The sequence below is a fragment of the Mycobacterium sp. C31M genome (genome assembly GCF_053345865.1).
Map to the genome: position 1 here is coordinate 111,654 of NZ_JBKFAX010000006.1, position 18,369 is coordinate 130,022.

The 18,369-nt window shown below is 67.5% G+C and carries 16 protein-coding genes and 1 other RNA gene; 9 read left to right on the forward strand and 8 right to left on the reverse strand.

Annotated elements, in window-relative coordinates; translation table 11 throughout:
• Window positions 1–2 precede the first annotated feature (2 nt).
• The 3 genes from smpB to ssrA all read left to right on the forward strand — a co-directional run bounded on the left by smpB (window position 3) and on the right by ssrA (window position 3,479).
• Window positions 3–500 carry an SsrA-binding protein SmpB gene (gene smpB, locus ACLBYA_RS11325; RefSeq protein WP_447709498.1) on the forward strand — a complete coding sequence of 166 codons (498 nt, stop codon included), beginning with the start codon at window positions 3–5 and terminating at the stop codon, window positions 498–500.
• Window positions 501–807: 307 nt separating this feature from the next.
• Complete coding sequence (locus ACLBYA_RS11330) at window positions 808–3,045, forward strand: putative bifunctional diguanylate cyclase/phosphodiesterase (protein WP_447709655.1); 2,238 nt, start codon at window positions 808–810, stop codon at window positions 3,043–3,045.
• Window positions 3,046–3,110: 65 nt separating this feature from the next.
• Window positions 3,111–3,479: a transfer-messenger RNA gene (gene ssrA, locus ACLBYA_RS11335) on the forward strand.
• A gap of 110 nt (window positions 3,480–3,589) precedes the next feature.
• Here the strand turns inward: ssrA and ACLBYA_RS11340 are convergent.
• On the reverse strand, window positions 3,590–3,988 hold the full coding sequence (locus ACLBYA_RS11340; protein WP_447709499.1) for a hypothetical protein: 399 nt from the start codon (window positions 3,986–3,988) through the stop codon (window positions 3,590–3,592).
• Window positions 3,989–4,127: 139 nt separating this feature from the next.
• Between ACLBYA_RS11340 and ACLBYA_RS11345 the strand changes: the two genes are divergently transcribed.
• Both ACLBYA_RS11345 and ACLBYA_RS11350 read left to right on the forward strand, forming a co-directional pair.
• Window positions 4,128–5,036: an alpha/beta fold hydrolase gene (locus tag ACLBYA_RS11345; RefSeq protein ID WP_447709500.1), complete on the forward strand. Its 909-nt coding sequence runs from the start codon at window positions 4,128–4,130 to the stop codon at window positions 5,034–5,036.
• Window positions 5,037–5,072: 36 nt separating this feature from the next.
• Window positions 5,073–5,330, forward strand: a complete 258-nt coding sequence (locus tag ACLBYA_RS11350) for a hypothetical protein (protein WP_447709501.1) — start codon at window positions 5,073–5,075, stop codon at window positions 5,328–5,330.
• 302 nt (window positions 5,331–5,632) lie between these two features.
• On the opposite strand, the gene ACLBYA_RS11355 is transcribed toward ACLBYA_RS11350, so the two are convergent.
• From ACLBYA_RS11355 to ACLBYA_RS11370, 4 genes are read right to left on the reverse strand one after another with little or no spacing between them, the layout of a single operon-like run.
• On the reverse strand, window positions 5,633–6,958 hold the full coding sequence (locus ACLBYA_RS11355) for an MFS transporter (protein ID WP_447709502.1): 1,326 nt from the start codon (window positions 6,956–6,958) through the stop codon (window positions 5,633–5,635).
• 6 nt (window positions 6,959–6,964) lie between these two features.
• Window positions 6,965–8,113: a galactonate dehydratase gene (gene dgoD, locus ACLBYA_RS11360; protein WP_447709503.1), complete on the reverse strand. Its 1,149-nt coding sequence runs from the start codon at window positions 8,111–8,113 to the stop codon at window positions 6,965–6,967.
• Window positions 8,114–8,152: 39 nt separating this feature from the next.
• Complete coding sequence (locus ACLBYA_RS11365) at window positions 8,153–8,779, reverse strand: 2-dehydro-3-deoxy-6-phosphogalactonate aldolase (RefSeq protein ID WP_447709504.1); 627 nt, start codon at window positions 8,777–8,779, stop codon at window positions 8,153–8,155.
• Window positions 8,776–9,804, reverse strand: a complete 1,029-nt coding sequence (locus tag ACLBYA_RS11370; RefSeq protein ID WP_447709505.1) for a 2-dehydro-3-deoxygalactonokinase — start codon at window positions 9,802–9,804, stop codon at window positions 8,776–8,778. Before ACLBYA_RS11370 ends, ACLBYA_RS11365 begins: the two co-directional genes overlap by 4 nt.
• A 24-nt stretch (window positions 9,805–9,828) precedes the next feature.
• Here ACLBYA_RS11370 and ACLBYA_RS11375 point away from each other — a divergent pair, with 24 nt between their 5' ends.
• The gene (locus ACLBYA_RS11375; protein WP_447709506.1) at window positions 9,829–10,605 is read left to right on the forward strand and encodes an IclR family transcriptional regulator; all 777 of its coding nucleotides are present in this window, start codon (window positions 9,829–9,831) and stop codon (window positions 10,603–10,605) included.
• On the opposite strand, the gene ACLBYA_RS11380 is transcribed toward ACLBYA_RS11375, so the two are convergent.
• The gene (locus ACLBYA_RS11380; protein WP_447709656.1) at window positions 10,590–11,552 is read right to left on the reverse strand and encodes a DNA polymerase domain-containing protein; all 963 of its coding nucleotides are present in this window, start codon (window positions 11,550–11,552) and stop codon (window positions 10,590–10,592) included. The two genes, ACLBYA_RS11375 and ACLBYA_RS11380, sit on opposite strands and share 16 nt — an antisense overlap.
• Window positions 11,553–11,574: 22 nt before the next feature.
• Here ACLBYA_RS11380 and ACLBYA_RS11385 point away from each other — a divergent pair, with 22 nt between their 5' ends.
• From ACLBYA_RS11385 to ACLBYA_RS11395, 3 genes are all read left to right on the forward strand, one after another.
• Complete coding sequence (locus tag ACLBYA_RS11385) at window positions 11,575–12,273, forward strand: proteasome protein (protein WP_447709507.1); 699 nt, start codon at window positions 11,575–11,577, stop codon at window positions 12,271–12,273.
• Between the two features lie 103 nt (window positions 12,274–12,376).
• Window positions 12,377–15,220 carry an MMPL/RND family transporter gene (locus ACLBYA_RS11390; RefSeq protein ID WP_447709508.1) on the forward strand — a complete coding sequence of 948 codons (2,844 nt, stop codon included), beginning with the start codon at window positions 12,377–12,379 and terminating at the stop codon, window positions 15,218–15,220.
• Window positions 15,221–15,261: 41 nt separating this feature from the next.
• Window positions 15,262–16,689 (forward strand): SDR family NAD(P)-dependent oxidoreductase, encoded by a 1,428-nt coding sequence (locus ACLBYA_RS11395; protein WP_447709509.1) that lies wholly within the window; start codon window positions 15,262–15,264, stop codon window positions 16,687–16,689.
• 1 nt (window position 16,690) lies between these two features.
• Here ACLBYA_RS11395 and ACLBYA_RS11400 read toward each other — a convergent pair whose 3' ends face one another.
• Both ACLBYA_RS11400 and ACLBYA_RS11405 read right to left on the reverse strand, forming a co-directional pair.
• Window positions 16,691–17,854 carry a type III PLP-dependent enzyme gene (locus ACLBYA_RS11400; protein ID WP_447709510.1) on the reverse strand — a complete coding sequence of 388 codons (1,164 nt, stop codon included), beginning with the start codon at window positions 17,852–17,854 and terminating at the stop codon, window positions 16,691–16,693.
• Entirely contained in the window at window positions 17,851–18,366 is a 516-nt protein-coding gene (locus tag ACLBYA_RS11405; RefSeq protein ID WP_447709511.1) for a hypothetical protein, read from the reverse strand. Before ACLBYA_RS11405 ends, ACLBYA_RS11400 begins: the two co-directional genes overlap by 4 nt.
• Window positions 18,367–18,369: the final 3 nt, after the last annotated feature.

An 18,369-nucleotide genomic window follows, 5' to 3' on the forward strand; every position in this document is an offset into this window, starting at 1 on the left:
AGATGGCGAAAAAACCCGACAAAGCCGCCGAGAAGGCGAACAACCACGTCGTTGCGACCAATCGCAAGGCGCGCCACAACTATTCGATCCTGGACGTCTACGAGGCCGGGATCATGCTGGTGGGCACCGAGGTGAAGAGTCTGCGCGAGGGGCAGGCCTCACTGGCCGATGCGTTCGCAACCGTCGACGACGGCGAGATCTGGCTGCGCAACCTGCACATCGCCGAATATCACCACGGCACTTGGACCAACCACGCACCGCGGCGCAACCGGAAACTGTTGATGCACCGCAGCCAGATCGACACCCTGGTCGGCAAGATCCGCGACGGCAATCTGACGTTGGTGCCGCTGTCGCTGTACTTCGTCGACGGCAAGGTCAAGGTCGAGTTGGCGCTGGCCCGCGGTAAAGAGGCCCGCGACAAGCGTCAGGACCTGGCCAAGCGCGACGCGGACCGGGAGATCGTCCGCGAACTCGGCCGCCGCGCCAAGGGCATGCGTTAACGCGCCAGATAGGCAGTGTCATCACATAGCGGCCGCCGACCCGTGGCTCGAACTGCTCGGTGCGCGCCGTCATTCCGGTTGGTGGCAGCCAGCAGGCCAGGGCCTGCGGGTCCAGCCATGCCGCATAGATGGCATGCGGGTCGGCCGAAATGTGACGGGTGAGGGTATCGACGCGCGGCATGTATTCATCTTGCCGTCGGCAAACTGTCGTGGGGCCTAGAGTGACGGGCCAGGACGGCTGAGAAAGGATCCGGCGCAGGGGGAGGATGGGGTGGCTACGCGACGCGCACGTTTCGGGGTGCTCGCGATGGCCCTTGTCATCGTGGCGATCGTGGTCAACGCGTCGGTGCCCTGGGGCGACGCTGCGGCGCACCGCGGAGCGTTTCTGCTGCAGATGTGTACCAGTGGCGGAGCAGCCCTCGTCGGTTTGGTGGTTGCCCTGCGGATGTCCGGAACCGCCCGGTGGTGGCGCCTGTTGTACGTTGTCGCGCTCGTGGCCTGGGTGGCGGGGGAGATCCTGTGGTGGGCAGGCGTCGCGCAGCTGACACCGGAGTGGGCTCGGACGACGTATCTGATGGTGCTGCCTGCGCTTGCGCTGACTTCGGTGATTCTGTTGGTGTACTCCAGCGGCGGTGTGACGGGTCCGCCCGACAGCCCGCTGCGGCAACCCTTGGTGACCAATGTGCTCGACGGGATCATTGCCGGCCTGGCCTACCTGATTCTGGCGGTCATGGCGAACTTCGAGACCCGAACGTCGCGGGTGTCCACACCCACCGGTTCTGCGCCGTTGGACATCGTCTTCGCTGCCGGTGAACTGATCCTGGTCGGCGTCGCGGTGCTGATCGCGATGATCTACGAACCCGGCCGTCCGGGGCGGACGAATTACTTGTTCATGGCTGCGGGCCTGATGATGGCCGCGTCCGGTGGGCGGTTCGCCGCCTATTTTGTCGGTATCGGCCTGCCTGGAGCGGAACTGTGGGGCGGGGCCGGACTGATCCTCGGGCCGGTGCTCGTCGGCATCGCATTCCTGCCGATGTCCGAGCCGCGGGGATCTGGTGCGTTCCGTCGTGACGACTGGCCGCAGCTGTTGTTGCCGTATGCAGGATTTCTCGGTGTCGCGGTGGTGTTCGCCTTCCATGTCATCATCGGCCGTGGCCTGCCCGTCGCTGCGGTGGTGTTGACGGTGGTGTTGGTGACCCTGGTCGCGGCGCGGCAGGTCCTGGCGTCACGGGCGGAACGGTCGTTGACCCAGTCGCTGTACTGGGCCCAGCGCCGGCTCGGTTACCAGGTCAATCACGATGCGTTGACCGGGTTGACGAACCGGACGCTGTTTGCGCGCCGGCTCGACGAGGCGATGGCCCACGGTCAGTTCGTGCTGATCTTCCTGGACCTAGACGATTTCAAGGAGATCAACGACCGGTTCGGGCACGGCGCCGGCGACGACCTGCTGTGTGCGGTCGGGGAGCGGTTGTCGCGGTGTGTGACCGACAACGACACCCTCTCGCGGATCGGCGGCGACGAGTTCGCGGTGCTGATTGAGAGCACCGGTGATCACGGCGAGCAGTTGGAGGGCGCAGCAGAACGGTTGCGGATCGCGTTGCGCGACCCGTTCCCGTTGCACGGCACATCGATTCGGGTGAAGGCAAGCATGGGCCTGGTGCGCCCGGATACTGAGGGATTGGCTCAGACCCCCGACGATCTGCTGCGCCAGGCCGATGTCGCGATGTACGCGGGCAAGCGGATCGGCAAGGACACCGTAGTGGTCTACAACCCGGCCGTCGGCGCGGTCGTCGACTTCCCGACCGTGCTGCGTGCCGCGGACGGGCAGCCGCCACCCGGGTTCCGGCTGGTCTACCAGCCGATGGTGCGGATGCCCGAAGGGGTGCCGGTGGCCGTGGAGGCGCTGGCCCGGTGGACCGCCGCCAACGGTATCGACATCTCGCCGGAGACCTTTGTCGCCAGCACCGAGGCCGCCGGCCTGGGGGCGGATCTCGACGCGCTGGTGCTCGATATGGCGTGTGCGGAGGTGCGCGACAGCGGGTTGGATCTCGACATCCACGTCAACATCGGCGGGGCGCGATTGGGCACGCCCGGATTCGAGCAGCAAGTGCGCGAGGTGTTGGAACGTCGCAGCGTTCCCCGCGGGCGGCTGGTGCTGGAGATCACCGAGACCGAACCGATCGTCGACCTGGAGCGGGCCGCGCGGCAGATCAGCCGGTTCGCCCAACTGGGCGTCAAGGTGGCGCTCGACGATTTCGGGTCGGGGTTCAACTCGCTGCTGTATCTGCACTGCCTGCCGGTCGACATCGTGAAGCTGGACCGCACCCTGGCCTCCGGTGGCGAGCCCGGCCGTGACCTGACCTTGTACCGGTCGGTCATCAAACTGTGTGATGACCTGGGCCTGGAGGTCATCGCCGAGGGCATCGAGACGACGGAGCAGGCTGCGATGGTGTGCCGGGCCGGCGGCCAATACGGGCAGGGGCACCTGTTCGGTCGGCCGGTGCCGATGGCCGATCTGGTGGCGCGGTCGGGTCAGACGGTTTAATCGCTGGCTGTTGTCGGTGTGGCCGGTATGATGGTGTCTCCTGCCGAAAGTCGGTGGGGATGCGAGGGGCTGAACGGTTTCGACTTCGCGCATCGAATCAAGGGAAGCGTGCCGGTGCAGGCAAGAGACCACCGTAAGCGTCGTTGCAACCAATTAAGCGCCGATTCCAATCAGCGCGACTACGCCCTCGCTGCCTAAGCGACTGCGTGTCTGTCAGACCGGGAGCGCCCTCGGCCCGGACCCTGGCATCAGCTAGAGGGACCCACCCAGGGGTTCGGTCGCGGGACCCGTGGGGACATCAAACAGCGACTGGGATCGTCATCTCGGCTTGTCTGCGTGACCGGGAGATCCGAGTAGAGGCATAGCGGACTGCGCACGGAGAAGTCTTGAGGGAATGCCGTAGGACCCGGGTTCAATTCCCGGCAGCTCCACAAGAAAGGCCCGGACCGATGAGGTCCGGGCCTTTTTCGTTGGCGGGTGCGCGCCGACGCACCTCATTCGAACTCGACGCGCCGAGTGTTGGCTTGTGGTCGAGATTCGTGGCTTATGTCGACAACTTGCCGACGTTCGACGCATCTTCGGCCGCCCAGCGTCGTCCGACCGCGGCACCGCCGAGGGCGAACCCCGTCGTCAGCACGCTGGCCGCCCCCGCCCATTCGACGTCCTTGCCGTCGCGGGCCGCCAGCAGGTTCGACGCGGTGTCGAAGGCGTCGAACGCCACGCCCATCCAGAGCCCCGCACGTTGGGACGGGCCCGCCACCGTGGCGAGGCCGACGACGATATCGCGCGCACCGAACAGTCGCGCGATGTAGCGGGCATCGGCGTTACCACCGGCCTCCGGAAGCTGCCCGTACTTGGCGAACTGATCCGGCCAGAGATAGGCCGTCAGCCCGCCGAACGTGCGGGCGATCCCGATGGCGCGGACCGCGGTGCTGATTTGCATTGATACTCCTCACTCGGAAGAAACCTCGGTGGCGCTTCGAGTATCGCCAGCCGGCCCACCCGAAGTCAGGTTTCCGCGGCGCACAGCTTGTCGGCCGATCTGCACGCCCAATTAGGATCGGCCGCATGGGGGCACTCTGATGGTCGGCGACAGCACACGGGCGCCGGATCAGGCCGGCTCGGGCATCGAGCCGCCCGTGGAGCCGCGGATCCGGCGCGCGCTGGGCGTGATGGAACGCATCGCACCGGGTATCGGCGCCCGCTGGGCCACCGAGCTGTGGTGCACCCCGCCGGCGGTCGACGCCAGCCTGCGCATGCCGCCCGGGGTCCCGCCGAGTGAGCCCGTCGAGGCGCACTGGTCCGGCTACCGGGTCGCGGGCGAGGCCTGGGGCGAGGGCCCGCCGGTGTACCTGGTGCACGGCTGGGGCGGCTGCCGCGCGCATCTCGGCGTCTTCGTCAAACCTCTCGTCGCGTCCGGGCACCGCGTCATCGCCTTCGACCTGCCCGCCCACAACGACTCCGACACCGGCTCTCTCGCAGAAGGCCGCACCCACCTCGTCGAGTGCACCGAAGCCTTCCGCGCGGTCATAGACACCCACGGCCCGGCCCGCGCCGTCGTCGCGCACTCGCTGGGTGCCAAGGCCGCCGCGCTGGCCCTGGCCCGTGGCAGCGAGATCGAACGCCTCGTCTTCCTGGCGCCGATGGGGGACTTCGGTTTCTATCTCGACCTGTTCGCCGAGCGGCACGGCTTCGGCCCGCGGATCCGCGACGGCCTGCACCGCCGGCTCAGCAAGCGTATCGAGATGCCGCTGTTCGACACCGACCTCGGCGTCATCGGGTCCAACCTGGCGGCCGCGACCCCGCTGCTGGTCATCCACGACCCCGACGATCCGGACGCGCCGTATCACTACAGCCAGGAGCTCATCGGCAAATGGCCGGGTTCGGAGCTGGTGACCACCCGCGGCCTCGGCCGGCTGGCCCACTACCGCATCCTGCGGCACCGCGCGGCGATCAACGCCGGGGTCGACTTCATCGGCGCCGCCGGATAACACCCGCCTCGGGGTCCGCTCTGCCACGCTGTGCGGGTGGATCTGATGTGGGCCGTGGTCGCGGTGACCGTCGCGACGTTCACCGTGCTGGTCATGGTGCGCCGCTTCCTCATCGTCGGCAGCGCGTTGGTGTTCTCCCGCTACGTGCGGACCGTCATTAGATTCCTGGCCCGGCGACCGTCGGGGCCGGAGTCGTTGCAGCAGTTGCCGTTGTACGGACGGTGGCGGCGCACCTCATCGAACAGCGAGGCGGATCTGCTGGGCCCGGCCGCGACCCCGCTGCCGACGATCTGAAATGACCCGCCGGAACACATGATTCGCCAGTCTGCGACGCACCACCGATCCGGTGACCGAGCCGCACAGGAAGCCGGCGAGGAACACCTGGCGGGCCCGTCGCGGTTTGGCCCGCCCGACCGCGTACCCGCTCAGCGCGGCAACCACGGCGACCACCACGATCAGCGCAAGTGTGCCCACCATGACGATGAAACCAGTGCCGCGCGCGACCGTTCAATGCCCGTGATCAAACCGACGGCCAAGCGTGATGCGGCGAAGGCCCATGCCGACGAATCGGCATGGACCTCCCCTCGGGCAACGGATTACCTTGCTGTCGCCCCGATGAAGTCGGTCGGGTCGGCCACCCGCTCCACTCTGCCGACCAGCAGCACGTAGGAGGCAATCCCGAGCGCGGTGATGACGGTCATGTACAGGAAGCCCGGCGCGAAACTGGCATCAGTGACGATCAGACCGATGATGATCGGCGTCGCGATCGACGACAGGTTCCCGATGAAGTTGAACATTCCGCCGGTGAGCCCGATCAGCCTGGTGGGCGCCAGCGCCGAGACCAATGACCAGGTGATGGACGCCAGACCGTTGCCGAAGAAGGCAATGGACAGGAACACGATGACCCAGGTGGTCGAATCGGTGAAGTTCGCGCCCAGCATGGCCGTCGTCAACAGCAGGCCGGTGATGATCGGGCCCTTGCGGGCGACGCTCAGGCTCCGGCCGCGGCGCAGCAGGAAATCGGAGAACATCCCGGAGAACAGCACACCGATGAGCGCGGCGATGAACGGTAGCGAGGCGAGGAACCCGGACTTGATGTAATCCATGTCGCGGTACTCGACGAGGTAGGTCGGGAACCACGTCAGGAAGAACCACAGGGTCGAGGTCAGGCAGAACTGACCGAGGTAGATACCCCACAGTTTGCGGCTGCCCAGCACCGTGGCGAGGTCGGCGCGGGTGATGGCCGCACGTTCGGTCCGGCGTTCGGCGAGGTCGACAAGTCCGCCGCCCTCTTCGATCAGGGCGATCTCGGCCTCATTGGCGCGCGACTGCCTGGGCTCGCGGTAGACCAGGTACCACACGATGCCCCAGGCGATGCCGATGGCGCCGGTGGCGACGAACACCCAGTGCCACGAGGTGACGGCCTGCAGCCAGGACAGCACCGGGGTCAGCAGCGCCAGGCCGATGAACTGACCCGAGGTGTAGAAGCCGATGGCGGTGGCCCGTTCGCGCTCCGGGAACCACGCCGTCGCAACGCGATTGTTGATCGGGTAGGCGGGTGCCTCGAACGTGCCGACCAGCAAGCGGAGGATGATCAGCGCGACGAACCCGCCGAAGATCCCCATGAACACCGTTGCGAGCGACCACATGATGAGGCAGAACGGGTACAGCACCCGTGGTGGGACACGGTCCACCAACCAGCCGCCGGGGATCTGCAGGGCCGCGTAGGTCCAGCCGAAGGCGGAAAGCAGTAGGCCCTGCTGGGCTTTGGAGAGATCCAATTCCTCGGAGATGGCCGGCATGGCGATCGACAGGTTGGATCGGTCCATGTAGTTGATCACCACGGTGATGAACAACATGATGCCGATTCCGATGCGCGCCTTCGACGCCGTCGCGCGCAGTGCGGTGTTATTTGTGGTCATCGGTCGTCACCATTCCGCTACGGAGCCGTCGGCATGCCGCCACAACGGGTTACGCCATCGGTGCCCCTCTTTGGCGCGTTCGACGACGTAGTCCTCGTTGATCTCGATGCCCAGGCCGGGGCCGGAGGGAATCTTCACGAACCCGTCGGCGTAGTCGAAAACGGTTGCATCGACCAGGTAGTCGAGGAGGTCGTTGGTCGTGTTGTACTGGATGCCCAGGCTCTGTTCCTGGATGACCGCGTTGTAGCAGCCGGCGTCGATCTGCAGGCACGCCGCCAACGCGATCGGGCCCAGCGGGCAGTGCAGCGCGACGGCGACGTCGTAGGACTCGGCGAAGTGCGCGATCTTGCGGGACTCGGTGATCCCACCGCAGTGTGACGGATCGGGCTGGATGATGTCCACCGCGCCGCTGCTGATGACGTCCTTGAAATCCCAACGGGAGTAGAGCCGTTCGCCCAGAGCGATGGGTATCGGGGAGTTGCGCAGCACATCCAGGCAGCTGTCCACATGCTCGGAGAGCACGGGTTCCTCGACGAACATCAGGTGGAACGGCTCGAGTTCGCGGAGCAGCACCTTCGCCATCGGCTTGTGCACGCGGCCGTGGAAGTCGACGGCGATACCGGTTTCGGTGCCGACGGCGTCGCGGACGGCGCCGATGTTGTTGACGGCGGCCTCCACCTTGTCCCACCCGTCGATGTACTGCATCTCCTGGGTGCCGTTCATCTTGAGGGCTGTGAACCCGCGGTCCACCACTTCGCGGGCGTGTCCGGCGGTGTCGGCGGGCCGGTCACCACCCACCCAGGAGTAGACCTTCATACGATCGCGGACCCTGCCGCCGAGCAGCTCGTAGGCAGGGACGCCGTGGACCTTGCCCTTGATGTCCCACAACGCCTGGTCGATCCCGGCCAGCGCGCTCATGTGGATGCCGCCGCCGCGGTAGAAACCGCCGCGGTACAACACATTCCAGAGGTCCTCGATCTGGGTGGGGTCCTGGCCGATGAGGTAGTCCGACAGCTCTTCGACGGCGGCGGCAACCGTCGCGGCGCGGCCTTCCAGTACCGGTTCGCCCCAGCCGACCATGCCGTCGTCGGTCTCGATCTTGAGGAACAGCCACCGCGGGGGGACGGCATAGGTGGTCAGGGAGACGATCTTCATGGCATCGCTTTCTCGTGTGATTGTCGAAGGAGGGCGCGGTCAGGCCGGCGTGTGCCGGGACGACCAGATCTGGGCGAGGGTGCGGGCTCGGGCCCGGACGGCGTTCGCGGTATCGCCGGGTCGGTAGAGGCAGCTGCCGATGCCTGCACCGCCGGCACCGGCGGTGAGCCAGGCCGCGAGGTTCGTTTCGTCGACACCGCCCACCGGCAGCATCTCGGTGCCCGCCGGCAGGACCGCCGCGATGGCCTTCATGCCGCCGATTCCGAGCACGTCGGACGGGAACAACTTCAGGTTGCGCGCTCCGGCCTTCAAGGCGGTGAACGCCTCGGTTGGCGTGGCCACCCCGGGGTAGGGGAGCAGCCCGCGCGAGACCGCCTCGGCGATGATCTCGGCATCGGTGTTGGGTGCCACAATGATTCGGGCGCCGGCGGATTCGGTGCGGATCAGGTCGTCCATGGTGGTGACGGTGCCCGCCCCCACCGCGCAGTGTGCACCCACCGCGTCGGCCAGCAACTCGATCGACCGCAGGGGGTCCGGGGAGTTCATCGGCACCTCGATCGCCGAGATTCCCTCTTCCAGCAGCGCCGTCCCGATCTGCACGACCTCGCTCGGGGTGACGCCGCGCAGAATGGCGACCAGCCCGGTGGCCGGTGTCGGTGTTGTCACGTCGGGAAACCTCCTGCTGCAGCGGTGCATTCGTCGTCGATGAGTCCGGCGCGCGCGGCGATCGTCCACAGGCCGCGTGCCGTGGTGTCCTCGGCGAGGATCCGGGGGGCGGCGCCGTGCAGCTCCAGGGCGCGTGCGTAGCGCTCGCACAGGTCGGGCGCCCCGCACAGGACATAGCCGTCCGTGCCCCCGTGGCGTGGCAGCTGGTGGCGGATCTCGTCGGCGATGAGGACACCGGAGATGTAGTCCGACACCGAGCTCGGCGCCAGCAGGCCGTCCAGCACCAGCGCCCGTGTCGCGAACAGTTCCGCCGGTAGCCCGCGTTCGCCGGTGGTGCCCAGACCGCGCGCGAAGGCGTGGTCGTCGTGGATCCGGGGTGCCGCGGTGCGGGCCAGCAGGCCGTGTTCGAGCAGCAGGCCGTAGATCTCGCCGGTCATCACGGTGGTGAAGGCGGTCACGGCGCCGTCGTCCACCCGTACCCATTTGGTGTGCGTTCCGGGCAGGACGAAGGTGAGCCCGCCGTGGTCGGGTCCGATCAGATCCAGGGCGCCGGCGAGTTGACTCTCCTCGCCGCGTAGCAGGTCGCCGGGGTGTTCGGCGCCGGAGGCGACCCGCAGGCCGGGGACGAGGTGCAGCACGCCGTGGTTGTGCCGGATCTCGGTGAGGTCGTTCAAGCCGATCGACAGCTCGGTGGGGACGGTCAGGTATCCGGCGTCGGTCCAGCCCTCGCTGCTGCCGACCATGCCGCACGCGATGGCCGGCAGCCCGGGGTGAGCCCGAAACCAGTCCGCGCACAGTTCGGTGAAGATCGCTTCGTACTCGGCACCGCGTTCGGCGGGTGGAAGGTCGGTGATGCTCAACAGTCCCTTGGCCCGGCGGTGCGCGGCCAGGATCTGTCCGTCGTCGCCCATCAGCCAGGCACGTAGCGAGGTCGTGCCCCAGTCGACGGCGACGACCCGGGCGGTCGAGGTGGTCTGCATCACAAACACACAGTCGACCCGGCGTTCCAGATATGCAAACGTCATCCCTATATATGGAAAGATGTAGCCGTGTCCGAACCCAATGCCGAGATTCCCGCAGGTACGCAGACCCTGGCTCGGGGGCTGTCGGTGATTCAGGCTGTCGCCGACGGAGCCGACGATCTCAAGTCGGTCGCCGATCGGACCGGGCTGGGCCGCAGCACCGCGCACCGTCTCATCCAGTTGCTGCTGCAGCAGGGCTACCTGCGACTGCAGGCCAAGGGGTACTCGCTGGGTCCGGCGCTCATCGACCTCGGTTTCAAGGCGCTGCACGGCAATCCGTTGCCGGTGGTGGCACGGCCCGTTCTGGAGGCCCTGTCGGACCAGGTCAGCGACACGGTGCATCTGGCCGTGGAGGACGGCGGCTCGGTCCTCTATCTGGACAAGCTGCCCGGGTCGCGTGGCGCGGAGATGCGCTCCCGCATCGGGTACCGGATGCCGCTCACACGCGCCGGTGTGGGCAAGGCGTTGCTGCTCGACTCGCCCGATCGGTGGCGGACGGCCTTCGAAGCCGACGCCGGGCACCCTCAGCTGTCACCGGAGGCCAAAAAGACTGACGCCGAACAGTTCTGCGCACGGATGCGCAGTTACAAACAGGCTGGCGCAGCGATGGACCTGGAGGACAATGAGCCCGGAATCCGGTGCGTCTCCGCCCCGGTGCGGGACGCCTCCGGGGCCATTGTCGGGGCCATCAGTGTCTCGGCGACGCGCCCGTACATGCCGGCGGCCCGCATGCGTGGACTGGTGCCGGTGGTGATCCGCGCGGCCGGCAGGATCTCGGCCGCGCTGGGCTATCGGGAGTCCTGATCCTGTTCGCGTCGTGCCTTTGCCCGCCGCTTGCCCTCATGCATGGCCGCCACCCGGGCCACCGGGATGGTGTGGCCCTGCGCGACGAGGTCTGCGGGCAATCGTTGCGGTGCAGGCATTTCGGTGGCCCACGGGTCGCGGTCGCCGAGGCGGTCCAGTGCGGTGTGCACGGTGAAATCCGACGGGTGCACGTCGGCGAGTTCCGACCAGGCCAGCGGGAACGACACCGGGGTCCCGGCGCGCAGGCGCGGGCTGTAGGCCGCGGCCACCGTCGCGCCACCGGACCGGGTGGCGTCGACGAATACCTTGCCGCCGCGGTCCTCGACGATGAAAGCCGTTGTCGCGATGGACGGATCGAGCGCCGCGGCACGGGCGGCCAGGGCCCGAGTCGCGGCGGCGACATCCTCACCCGGGGCATCAACCGGCACAAAGATGTGTACCCCGCGTGATCCGCTGGTCTTCACCGCGCCGGCCAGCCCGCAGTCGGCCAGGGCCTGCCGGACCAGCAGTGCTACCGCCACCACCGTGGCGAAATCCGCGCCATCGGGTGGGTCGAGGTCCAGGATCAGATGGGTGGGCCGGTAGATGTCGGCGGCGAACCCGAGCGCCGGGTGGTATTCGACGGCGCGCTGATTGGCCAGCCATAGCAGGGTGCGCCGGTCATCACACAGCGCGTAGTGGATCTCCCGGTGTGACGCCTCGGCCCAGATCGGCACCGTCGCAACCCAGTCCGGCGTGTACTTGGGCACGTTCTTCTGCATGAACGGCGCGCGCCCGCGCAGCACCCGCAACACCGTCAGCGGGCGGTCGGCCAGGCACGGCAGGATCCGGTCGGCGACGGCGTCCAGATAATCCACCAGGTCGCGTTTGGTGGCCCCGGCGTCCGGGCCGAGCGGTTGGTCCAGGTTGGTCAGCTCGACACCGGCTCGCTGCTCGTCCGCGGTCATCACCCCACCGTAGGCTCGGATCATGACCGTCGTCCTCGCTCTGCGGTGCGCCAACGGAATCGTGATGGCATCGGATTCCCAGATCACCGATCCGGGTCGGGGGCTGACCTATCCCGCCCAGAAGCTGCATCCGCTGGGCGATAACGCCGCTTGGGGTGGCAGCGGGTCGCGCGCGGTGCTCTACGACGTCGAGCAGCTGTTCAACGAGGAGGCCGACGCCGTCGTCGAGGCCAAGGACATCGGGCACGCCATCCAGTCCCGGGTGCGGCCGATCCTGGAGCATCACTACGAGAACTTCATCCCCGACGTGCCGGGACAGGAGAAGGCCGGCACGCCGGCCACCTACGTGCTGGCAGCCGGCTACGTCGGTGATGAGCCGTTCATCATCGACCTCGACCCCAATGCACTGCTCGGCCACCACGAGGAGACAGGGTTCCAGGCGATCGGCAGCGGCGCGGCGATGGCGCAGCAGGCGCACGCGCTGTTGACCCAGTTCCAGGTGGCCGATCGCGACGTGGACTACGGCGTGGTGGCCGCGCTGCGGGTGCTCGACGCGCTGGACGCGTCCTCCCCGAGCGTCGGTGGCCCGATGGACCTGTGCCGCATCACCCCCGAGGGCGGCGCACAGCATCTGACGCCCAAGCAGGTCGAGGCGGTCCGCAAGGACGTGGGACGGTGGGTCAAGCTGGAGCAGAGCGCGCTGGACGGCCTGTTCGACTAAGCCTGTGAGGTTCCTGTCAAAACCGCGCGCGGAGCGCCGGTGATTAAATAAGCTAGGTAAGTTACGCCCGACAGTGATTCTGTAATACCGACGGGCGACCTTCATGAACGCCAGCAATGGCCGGCGATCCAGGATCGCCCACCTGATCCGCATCCTCGCGGTCCCCATCGTGCTGGCCTGGATCGCCCTGGCGGTGGCCACCAACGTGCTCGTCCCGTCGCTGGAGAAGGTCGGGGAGGCCAACACCGTCGGGCTGTCCGCCAACGACGCGCCGTCGATGATCTCGATGAAGCGCATCGGCGCCAACTTCGACGAGTTCGACTCCGACTCCAACGCCATGGTGGTGCTGGAGGGTGACCAGCCCGTCGGCGACGAGGCCCACCACTACTACGACGGCCTGATCGACAAGTTCGAATCCGACCCCGTCCACATCCAGCACGTCGCCGACTTCTGGGGTGACACCCTGACCGCGGCCGGCGCCCAGAGCGCCGACGGCAGATCCGCCTACGTGCAGCTCTACCTGCACGGCAACCAGGGCGAGACGCGCGCCAACGAATCCGCCGAAGCGGTCCGCGAGATCGTCGCGCAGACCCCACCGCCACCCGGGCTGCACGTCTTCGTCACCGGCGGCGCCCCGCTCATTTCTGATCAGCACCACGCCGGCGACAAGAGCATCGCCTTGGTCACCTTGATCACGCTCGGCGTCATCCTGGCCATGCTGCTGATCGTCTACCGGTCCATCGGCACCACGGTGCTGATCCTGCTGACGGTGTTCGTCGAACTCGGCGCCGCCCGCGGCGTGGTTGCCTTCCTGGCGAACTCCGGAGTCATCGGGCTGTCCACCTTTGCGGTGAACCTACTGACGCTGATGGTGATCGCGGCCGGCACCGACTACGCCATCTTCGCCGTCGGCCGCTATCAGGAGGCCCGCGGCGCCGGTGAGGGCCGAGAAACCGCGTACCACAGCATGTTCGGGGGCACCGCGCACGTGGTGCTCGGCTCCGGGCTGACCATCGCCGGGGCGATGCTGTGTCTGTCGTTCACCCGGCTGCCGTACTTCCAGACGATGGGTGTGCCGTGTGCCATCGGCACCCTGGTCGCGGTGCTCGCCGCGCTGACGCTGGGGCCGGCCGTCATCACCATCGGCAGCCGGTTCGGCCGCTTCGAACCCAAGCGCGCCATCCGATCTCGAGGCTGGCGGCGCATCGGGGTGACGGTGGTGCGCTGGCCGGGCCCGGTGCTGGTGGCGACGTTGGCGCTGGCGCTGATCGGTCTGGTCACCCTGCCGGGCTACAAGACCAATTACGACGCGCGGCGCTATCTGCCCGCCGACTTGCCGGCCAACGTCGGATACGAGGCCGCCGAACGGCATTTCGGTGCGGCCCGGATGAATCCGGAACTGCTGATGGTGGAAAGCGATCGAGATCTGCGCAACCCGGCCGACTTCCTGGTCATCAACAAGATCGCCAAGGCCATCTTGGCCGTGCGCGGGGTGGCGCGGGTGCAGACCATCACCCGGCCCAACGGAAAACCCATCGAGCACACCACGATTCCGTTCATGCTCAGCCAGCAGGGCGCCACCCAGACCATGAACGAGAAGTACCGCCAAGACCAGTTCGCCGACATGCTGCGCCAGGCCGACGATATGCAGACCAATATCGAGACCATGGAACAGATGTCGGCCATCACCGAGCAGATGGCCGCCACCACCCACCAGATGGTGCTCAAGACCACCAATCTGACCGTCGACACCGCCGAACTGCGGGACTACATCGCCAATTTCGACGATTTCATGCGGCCGCTGCGCAACTACTTCTACTGGGAACCGCACTGCTACGACATCCCGGGCTGCTGGGCGATCCGGTCGGTGTTCGACACCCTCGACGGGATCGACGTGCTGACCACCGATATCGAATCCGTCGTCCCGGACCTGCAACGCCTGGACACCCTCATGCCGCAGCTGGTCGCGATCATGCCGCAGAACATCGAGACGCTGAAAAGCACCAGGCAGACGATTCTGCTCATGTATCAGACCCAGAAGGGTATACAGGACCAGGGCTCGGCCATGCAGGAGAATTCAACGGCGATGGGGGAGGCCTTCGACGACGCCCGCAACGACGATTCGTTCTACCTGCCGCCGGAGGCCTTCGAGAACGAGGACTTCAAACGCGGGATGGAGAATTTCATCTCACCGGACGGAAAGTCGGTGCGGTTCATCATCAGTCACGACGGGGACCCGGCCACCCCCGAGGGCATCGCGCACGTCGACCCGATCAAACAGGCGGCACGCGAGGCGATTAAGGGCACCCCGCTGGAGGGCTCGAAGGTGTTCCTGGCCGGGACCGCGGCCACCTACAAGGACATGCACGACGGCGCGCAGTGGGATCTGGTGATCGCCGGGATCGCGGCGTCGGCACTGATTTTTGTCATCATGTTGCTCATCACCCGCAGCCTGGTGGCGGCCGCCGTCATCGTCGGGACGGTGTTGCTGTCCCTCGGCGCCTCCTTCGGCATGTCGGTGCTGTTGTGGCAGCACCTGCTGGGTCTGGAGTTGCACTGGATGGTGCTGCCGATGTCGGTGATCCTGCTGCTGGCGGTCGGCTCGGACTACAACCTGTTGCTGGTAAGCCGGTTCAAGGAGGAACTGCACGGCGGGCTGAAGACCGGCATCATCCGCGCGATGGCCGGCACCGGGTCGGTGGTCACCTCCGCCGGGTTGGTGTTCGCGTTCACCATGGCTTCCTTCGCGTTCAGCGACCTGAAGGTGATGGCCCAGGTCGGTACGACGATCGCGCTCGGCCTGCTGTTCGACACGCTGGTGGTGCGCTCGTTCATGACGCCGGCGGTGGCCGCGCTGCTCGGCAAGTGGTTCTGGTGGCCGAAGGTCATCCAGACCGAGGCGTCACGGCGTCGGCTGGCCAGGAGCGGGATCGTCGCCGCGCGCTGAACGATTCGGCTGATCATGGGGTCGGCACGTACGCTACCTGGGTGAATGCGATCGACCCGGACAAGCTGCGCACCTGCCTGCAGGTGCTGGCCGACGTTGAGGGACTCCCACCGGAGCACCCGGACGCCGTCGCGGTGCGCCGGGCCACCGCGGGCATCTTCAAGTCGGTGCGCAAGGCCCGCCGGCACGCCAAGCGCGACGCCATCGCCGAGGCCGACCGCGCCGTCATCGCCGCCACCGCCACCGGGGCACCGGGCCGCATCGACGACGAGACCGCCGGCCTGCCGCTGGTCTCCGCGGCCAAGGGTGCCTCCGCGGGCACCTTGATCAAGTCCCGCGCCTGCTATATCTGCAAGCAGCACCACACCGTCGTCGACGCGTTCTACCACCAGCTCTGCCCGGACTGCGCGGCCTTCAGCCATGCCAAGCGCGACGCCCGCACCGACCTGACCGGCCGCCGCGCCCTGCTCACGGGCGGGCGCGCCAAGATCGGCATGTACATCGCGCTGCGGCTGCTGCGCGACGGGGCGCATACCACCATCACCACCCGGTTCCCCAACGACGCGGTGCGCCGGTTCGCGGCCATGCCCGACAGCGCGGACTGGCTGCACCGGCTCAGCGTGGTCGGCATCGACCTGCGCGACCCGGCCCAGGTTGTCGCGTTGGCCGATACCGTCGCCGCGCAGGGGCCGCTGGACATCTTGATCAACAACGCCGCCCAGACGGTGCGCCGCTCACCCGGGTCCTACACCGCGTTGGTCGAGGCCGAGCGCACCGCCTCCCCGGAGCTGGTCGCCAAGACCGCCGGGGTGATCTCCTTCGACCGGGTCAGCGATGCCCACCCGGCCGCTTTGGTCGGCAGCCTCGCCGAGCAGCACACCCACCAGGTGACCGAGCTGGCGCTCATCGCCCGCAGTGCCTCCCCGGACCGGATCGCGGCGGGCACCGCCATCGATGCCGGTGGCCTGCTGCCCGACACCGCATCGGTGAACAGCTGGACCCAGCATGTCGACGAGGTCGACGCGATGGAACTGCTCGAGGTGCAGCTGTGCAACCAGACCGCGCCCTTCATCCTGATCAGCCGGCTACGCCCGGCGATGGCCGCCGCGGCGGCCCGGCGCAAGTACGTCGTCAACGTCTCGGCGATGGAAGGTCAGTTCGGGCGCAAGTACAAGGGCCCTGGCCACCCGCACACCAATATGGCCAAGGCCGCGCTGAACATGCTGACCCGCACCAGCTCCGGTGAGATGCTGGAGACCGACGGCATCCTGATGACCGCCGTCGACACCGGGTGGATCACCGATGAACGCCCGCACCCGACCAAGCTGCGGCTGGCCGAGGAGGGTTTCCACGCCCCGCTGGACCTGGTCGACGGCGCCGCCCGGGTGTACGACCCGATCGTGCGAGGCGAGGCCGGCGAAGACGTGTACGGCTGCTTCCTCAAGGATTACGTCAAGGCCGACTGGTAGTTCAGATGCAGTGGGTGCGCAGCGGCGCAAAGCCGTTGAACTCGACCGCCGCATAGCTGGCGGTGTACGCGCCGGCGGACAGCAGGTCGACAAAATCCCCGGCCGCCAAAGAGTTCGGCAGCCGGTAGTCGGTGTGCTGATACAGCACGTCCTCGCTGTCACACGTCGGGCCGGCGATCGCCACCGGGCCGAGCCGGTCGCCGTCGGCACTGGTCTGTATGGCGTAAGTGATTGCCTCACCCTGGGTTTCGGCCAGGCCACCGAACTTGCCGATGTCCAGGTACACCCAGCGGCGGCCGTGGTCGGTATCACGTGCGGTGACGAGCACGACCTCGGAGCGGATCATCCCGGCCTCGGCCACCATCGCCCGGCCCGGTTCGATCATCAGTTTCGGTGCGTGCCTGCCGAAATAGCGGGCGACCGAGGTGGCGATCGCCGCGCCGTAGTCGACCAGCCGCGGGGTGTTCTGCCGGTAGGTCGCCGGGAAGCCGCCACCGAGATCCAGTGTGGTCAAATCGATTCCCTCGGCCGCCAGCGTGGTCGTGATCCGCGAGGCTATGGCGATGGATTCACCCCAGGCGGCGGTGTTGAGCTGCTGGGAGCCGGGGTGAAACGCCAGGCCGATCGGATTGAGCCCGAGCCGGCGGGCCTGGCGCAGCAGTTCGACTGCGCGTTCGGGTCGGCAACCGAACTTGGGCCCGAACGGCAGCGCCGAGCCGTGCCCGTCATTGGCGATGCGCACCAGCACCTTCGACGACGGCGCCCGGTCGGCGATCGCGTGCAGGTCGGGTTCGGAATCGGTGACGAACGTGCGGACCCCGACCCGGTACGCGTAGGCGATATCGCGGGCCTTCTTGATGGTGTTGCCGTAGGACAGCATCGCCGGGTCGGCCCCGCTGCGCAGACACAGTTCGATCTCGGCGGTGCTGGCAACGTCGAAGGATGATCCCTGTGCGACAAGGGCTTCCACGATCTCCGGGGCCGGGTTGGCCTTGACCGCGTAGTGGATCGCGACACCGGGCATGGCGTGCCGCATCTCCTGGTAGCGCCGGCGCACCGCATCGACATCGACGACCAGGCACGGGGTGGCGGGCCGGGTTTCGTTGAGGTAGCGCTGGATGCGTTCGACGGTCGACTCGTCGGTGGGGGCAAGCAGTGAGGTCATGGCAGCGCGGGCTCCGGGTCGAGGGCGGTGGGGGACGGTTGCGGGCGCCGGGCCAGCCAGCGGCCGAACTTCTCGTAGCTGAAGATGGTGCAGGTGTAGAAGACGATGTCGGCGAGGACACCGCCGACGATCCAGCCGAGCAGAACGTGGTCCAGCAGGATCGGTGCGGCGAAGATCAGCGCCGGGCGGACCAGTGCGGTGTCGACGACCTCGGCGATGCCGAATTCCACGGTGAGGCTGCGCAGCGCCAACAGATTGGTAAGTACCGGCCGTCGGCTCGACGGCCAGATCCAGCGCACCGCGTTGACGTAGGCGGGCAGGTAATAGCCGACCGAGGAACCGAGGGTGGCGGCGATCGCGGCGACGGCCAGCGACCCGGTGGCCGCATACGCGACCGCCGCCGACCCGAGTTCGCCGACCCAACCGCCGATCTCCAAGGGGAGATAACGCCTGAGCCATTCGATGGCTTTGGTGCGCAGTGATCTCGGCGATGTCACCCCTGACAGCCCCATCGG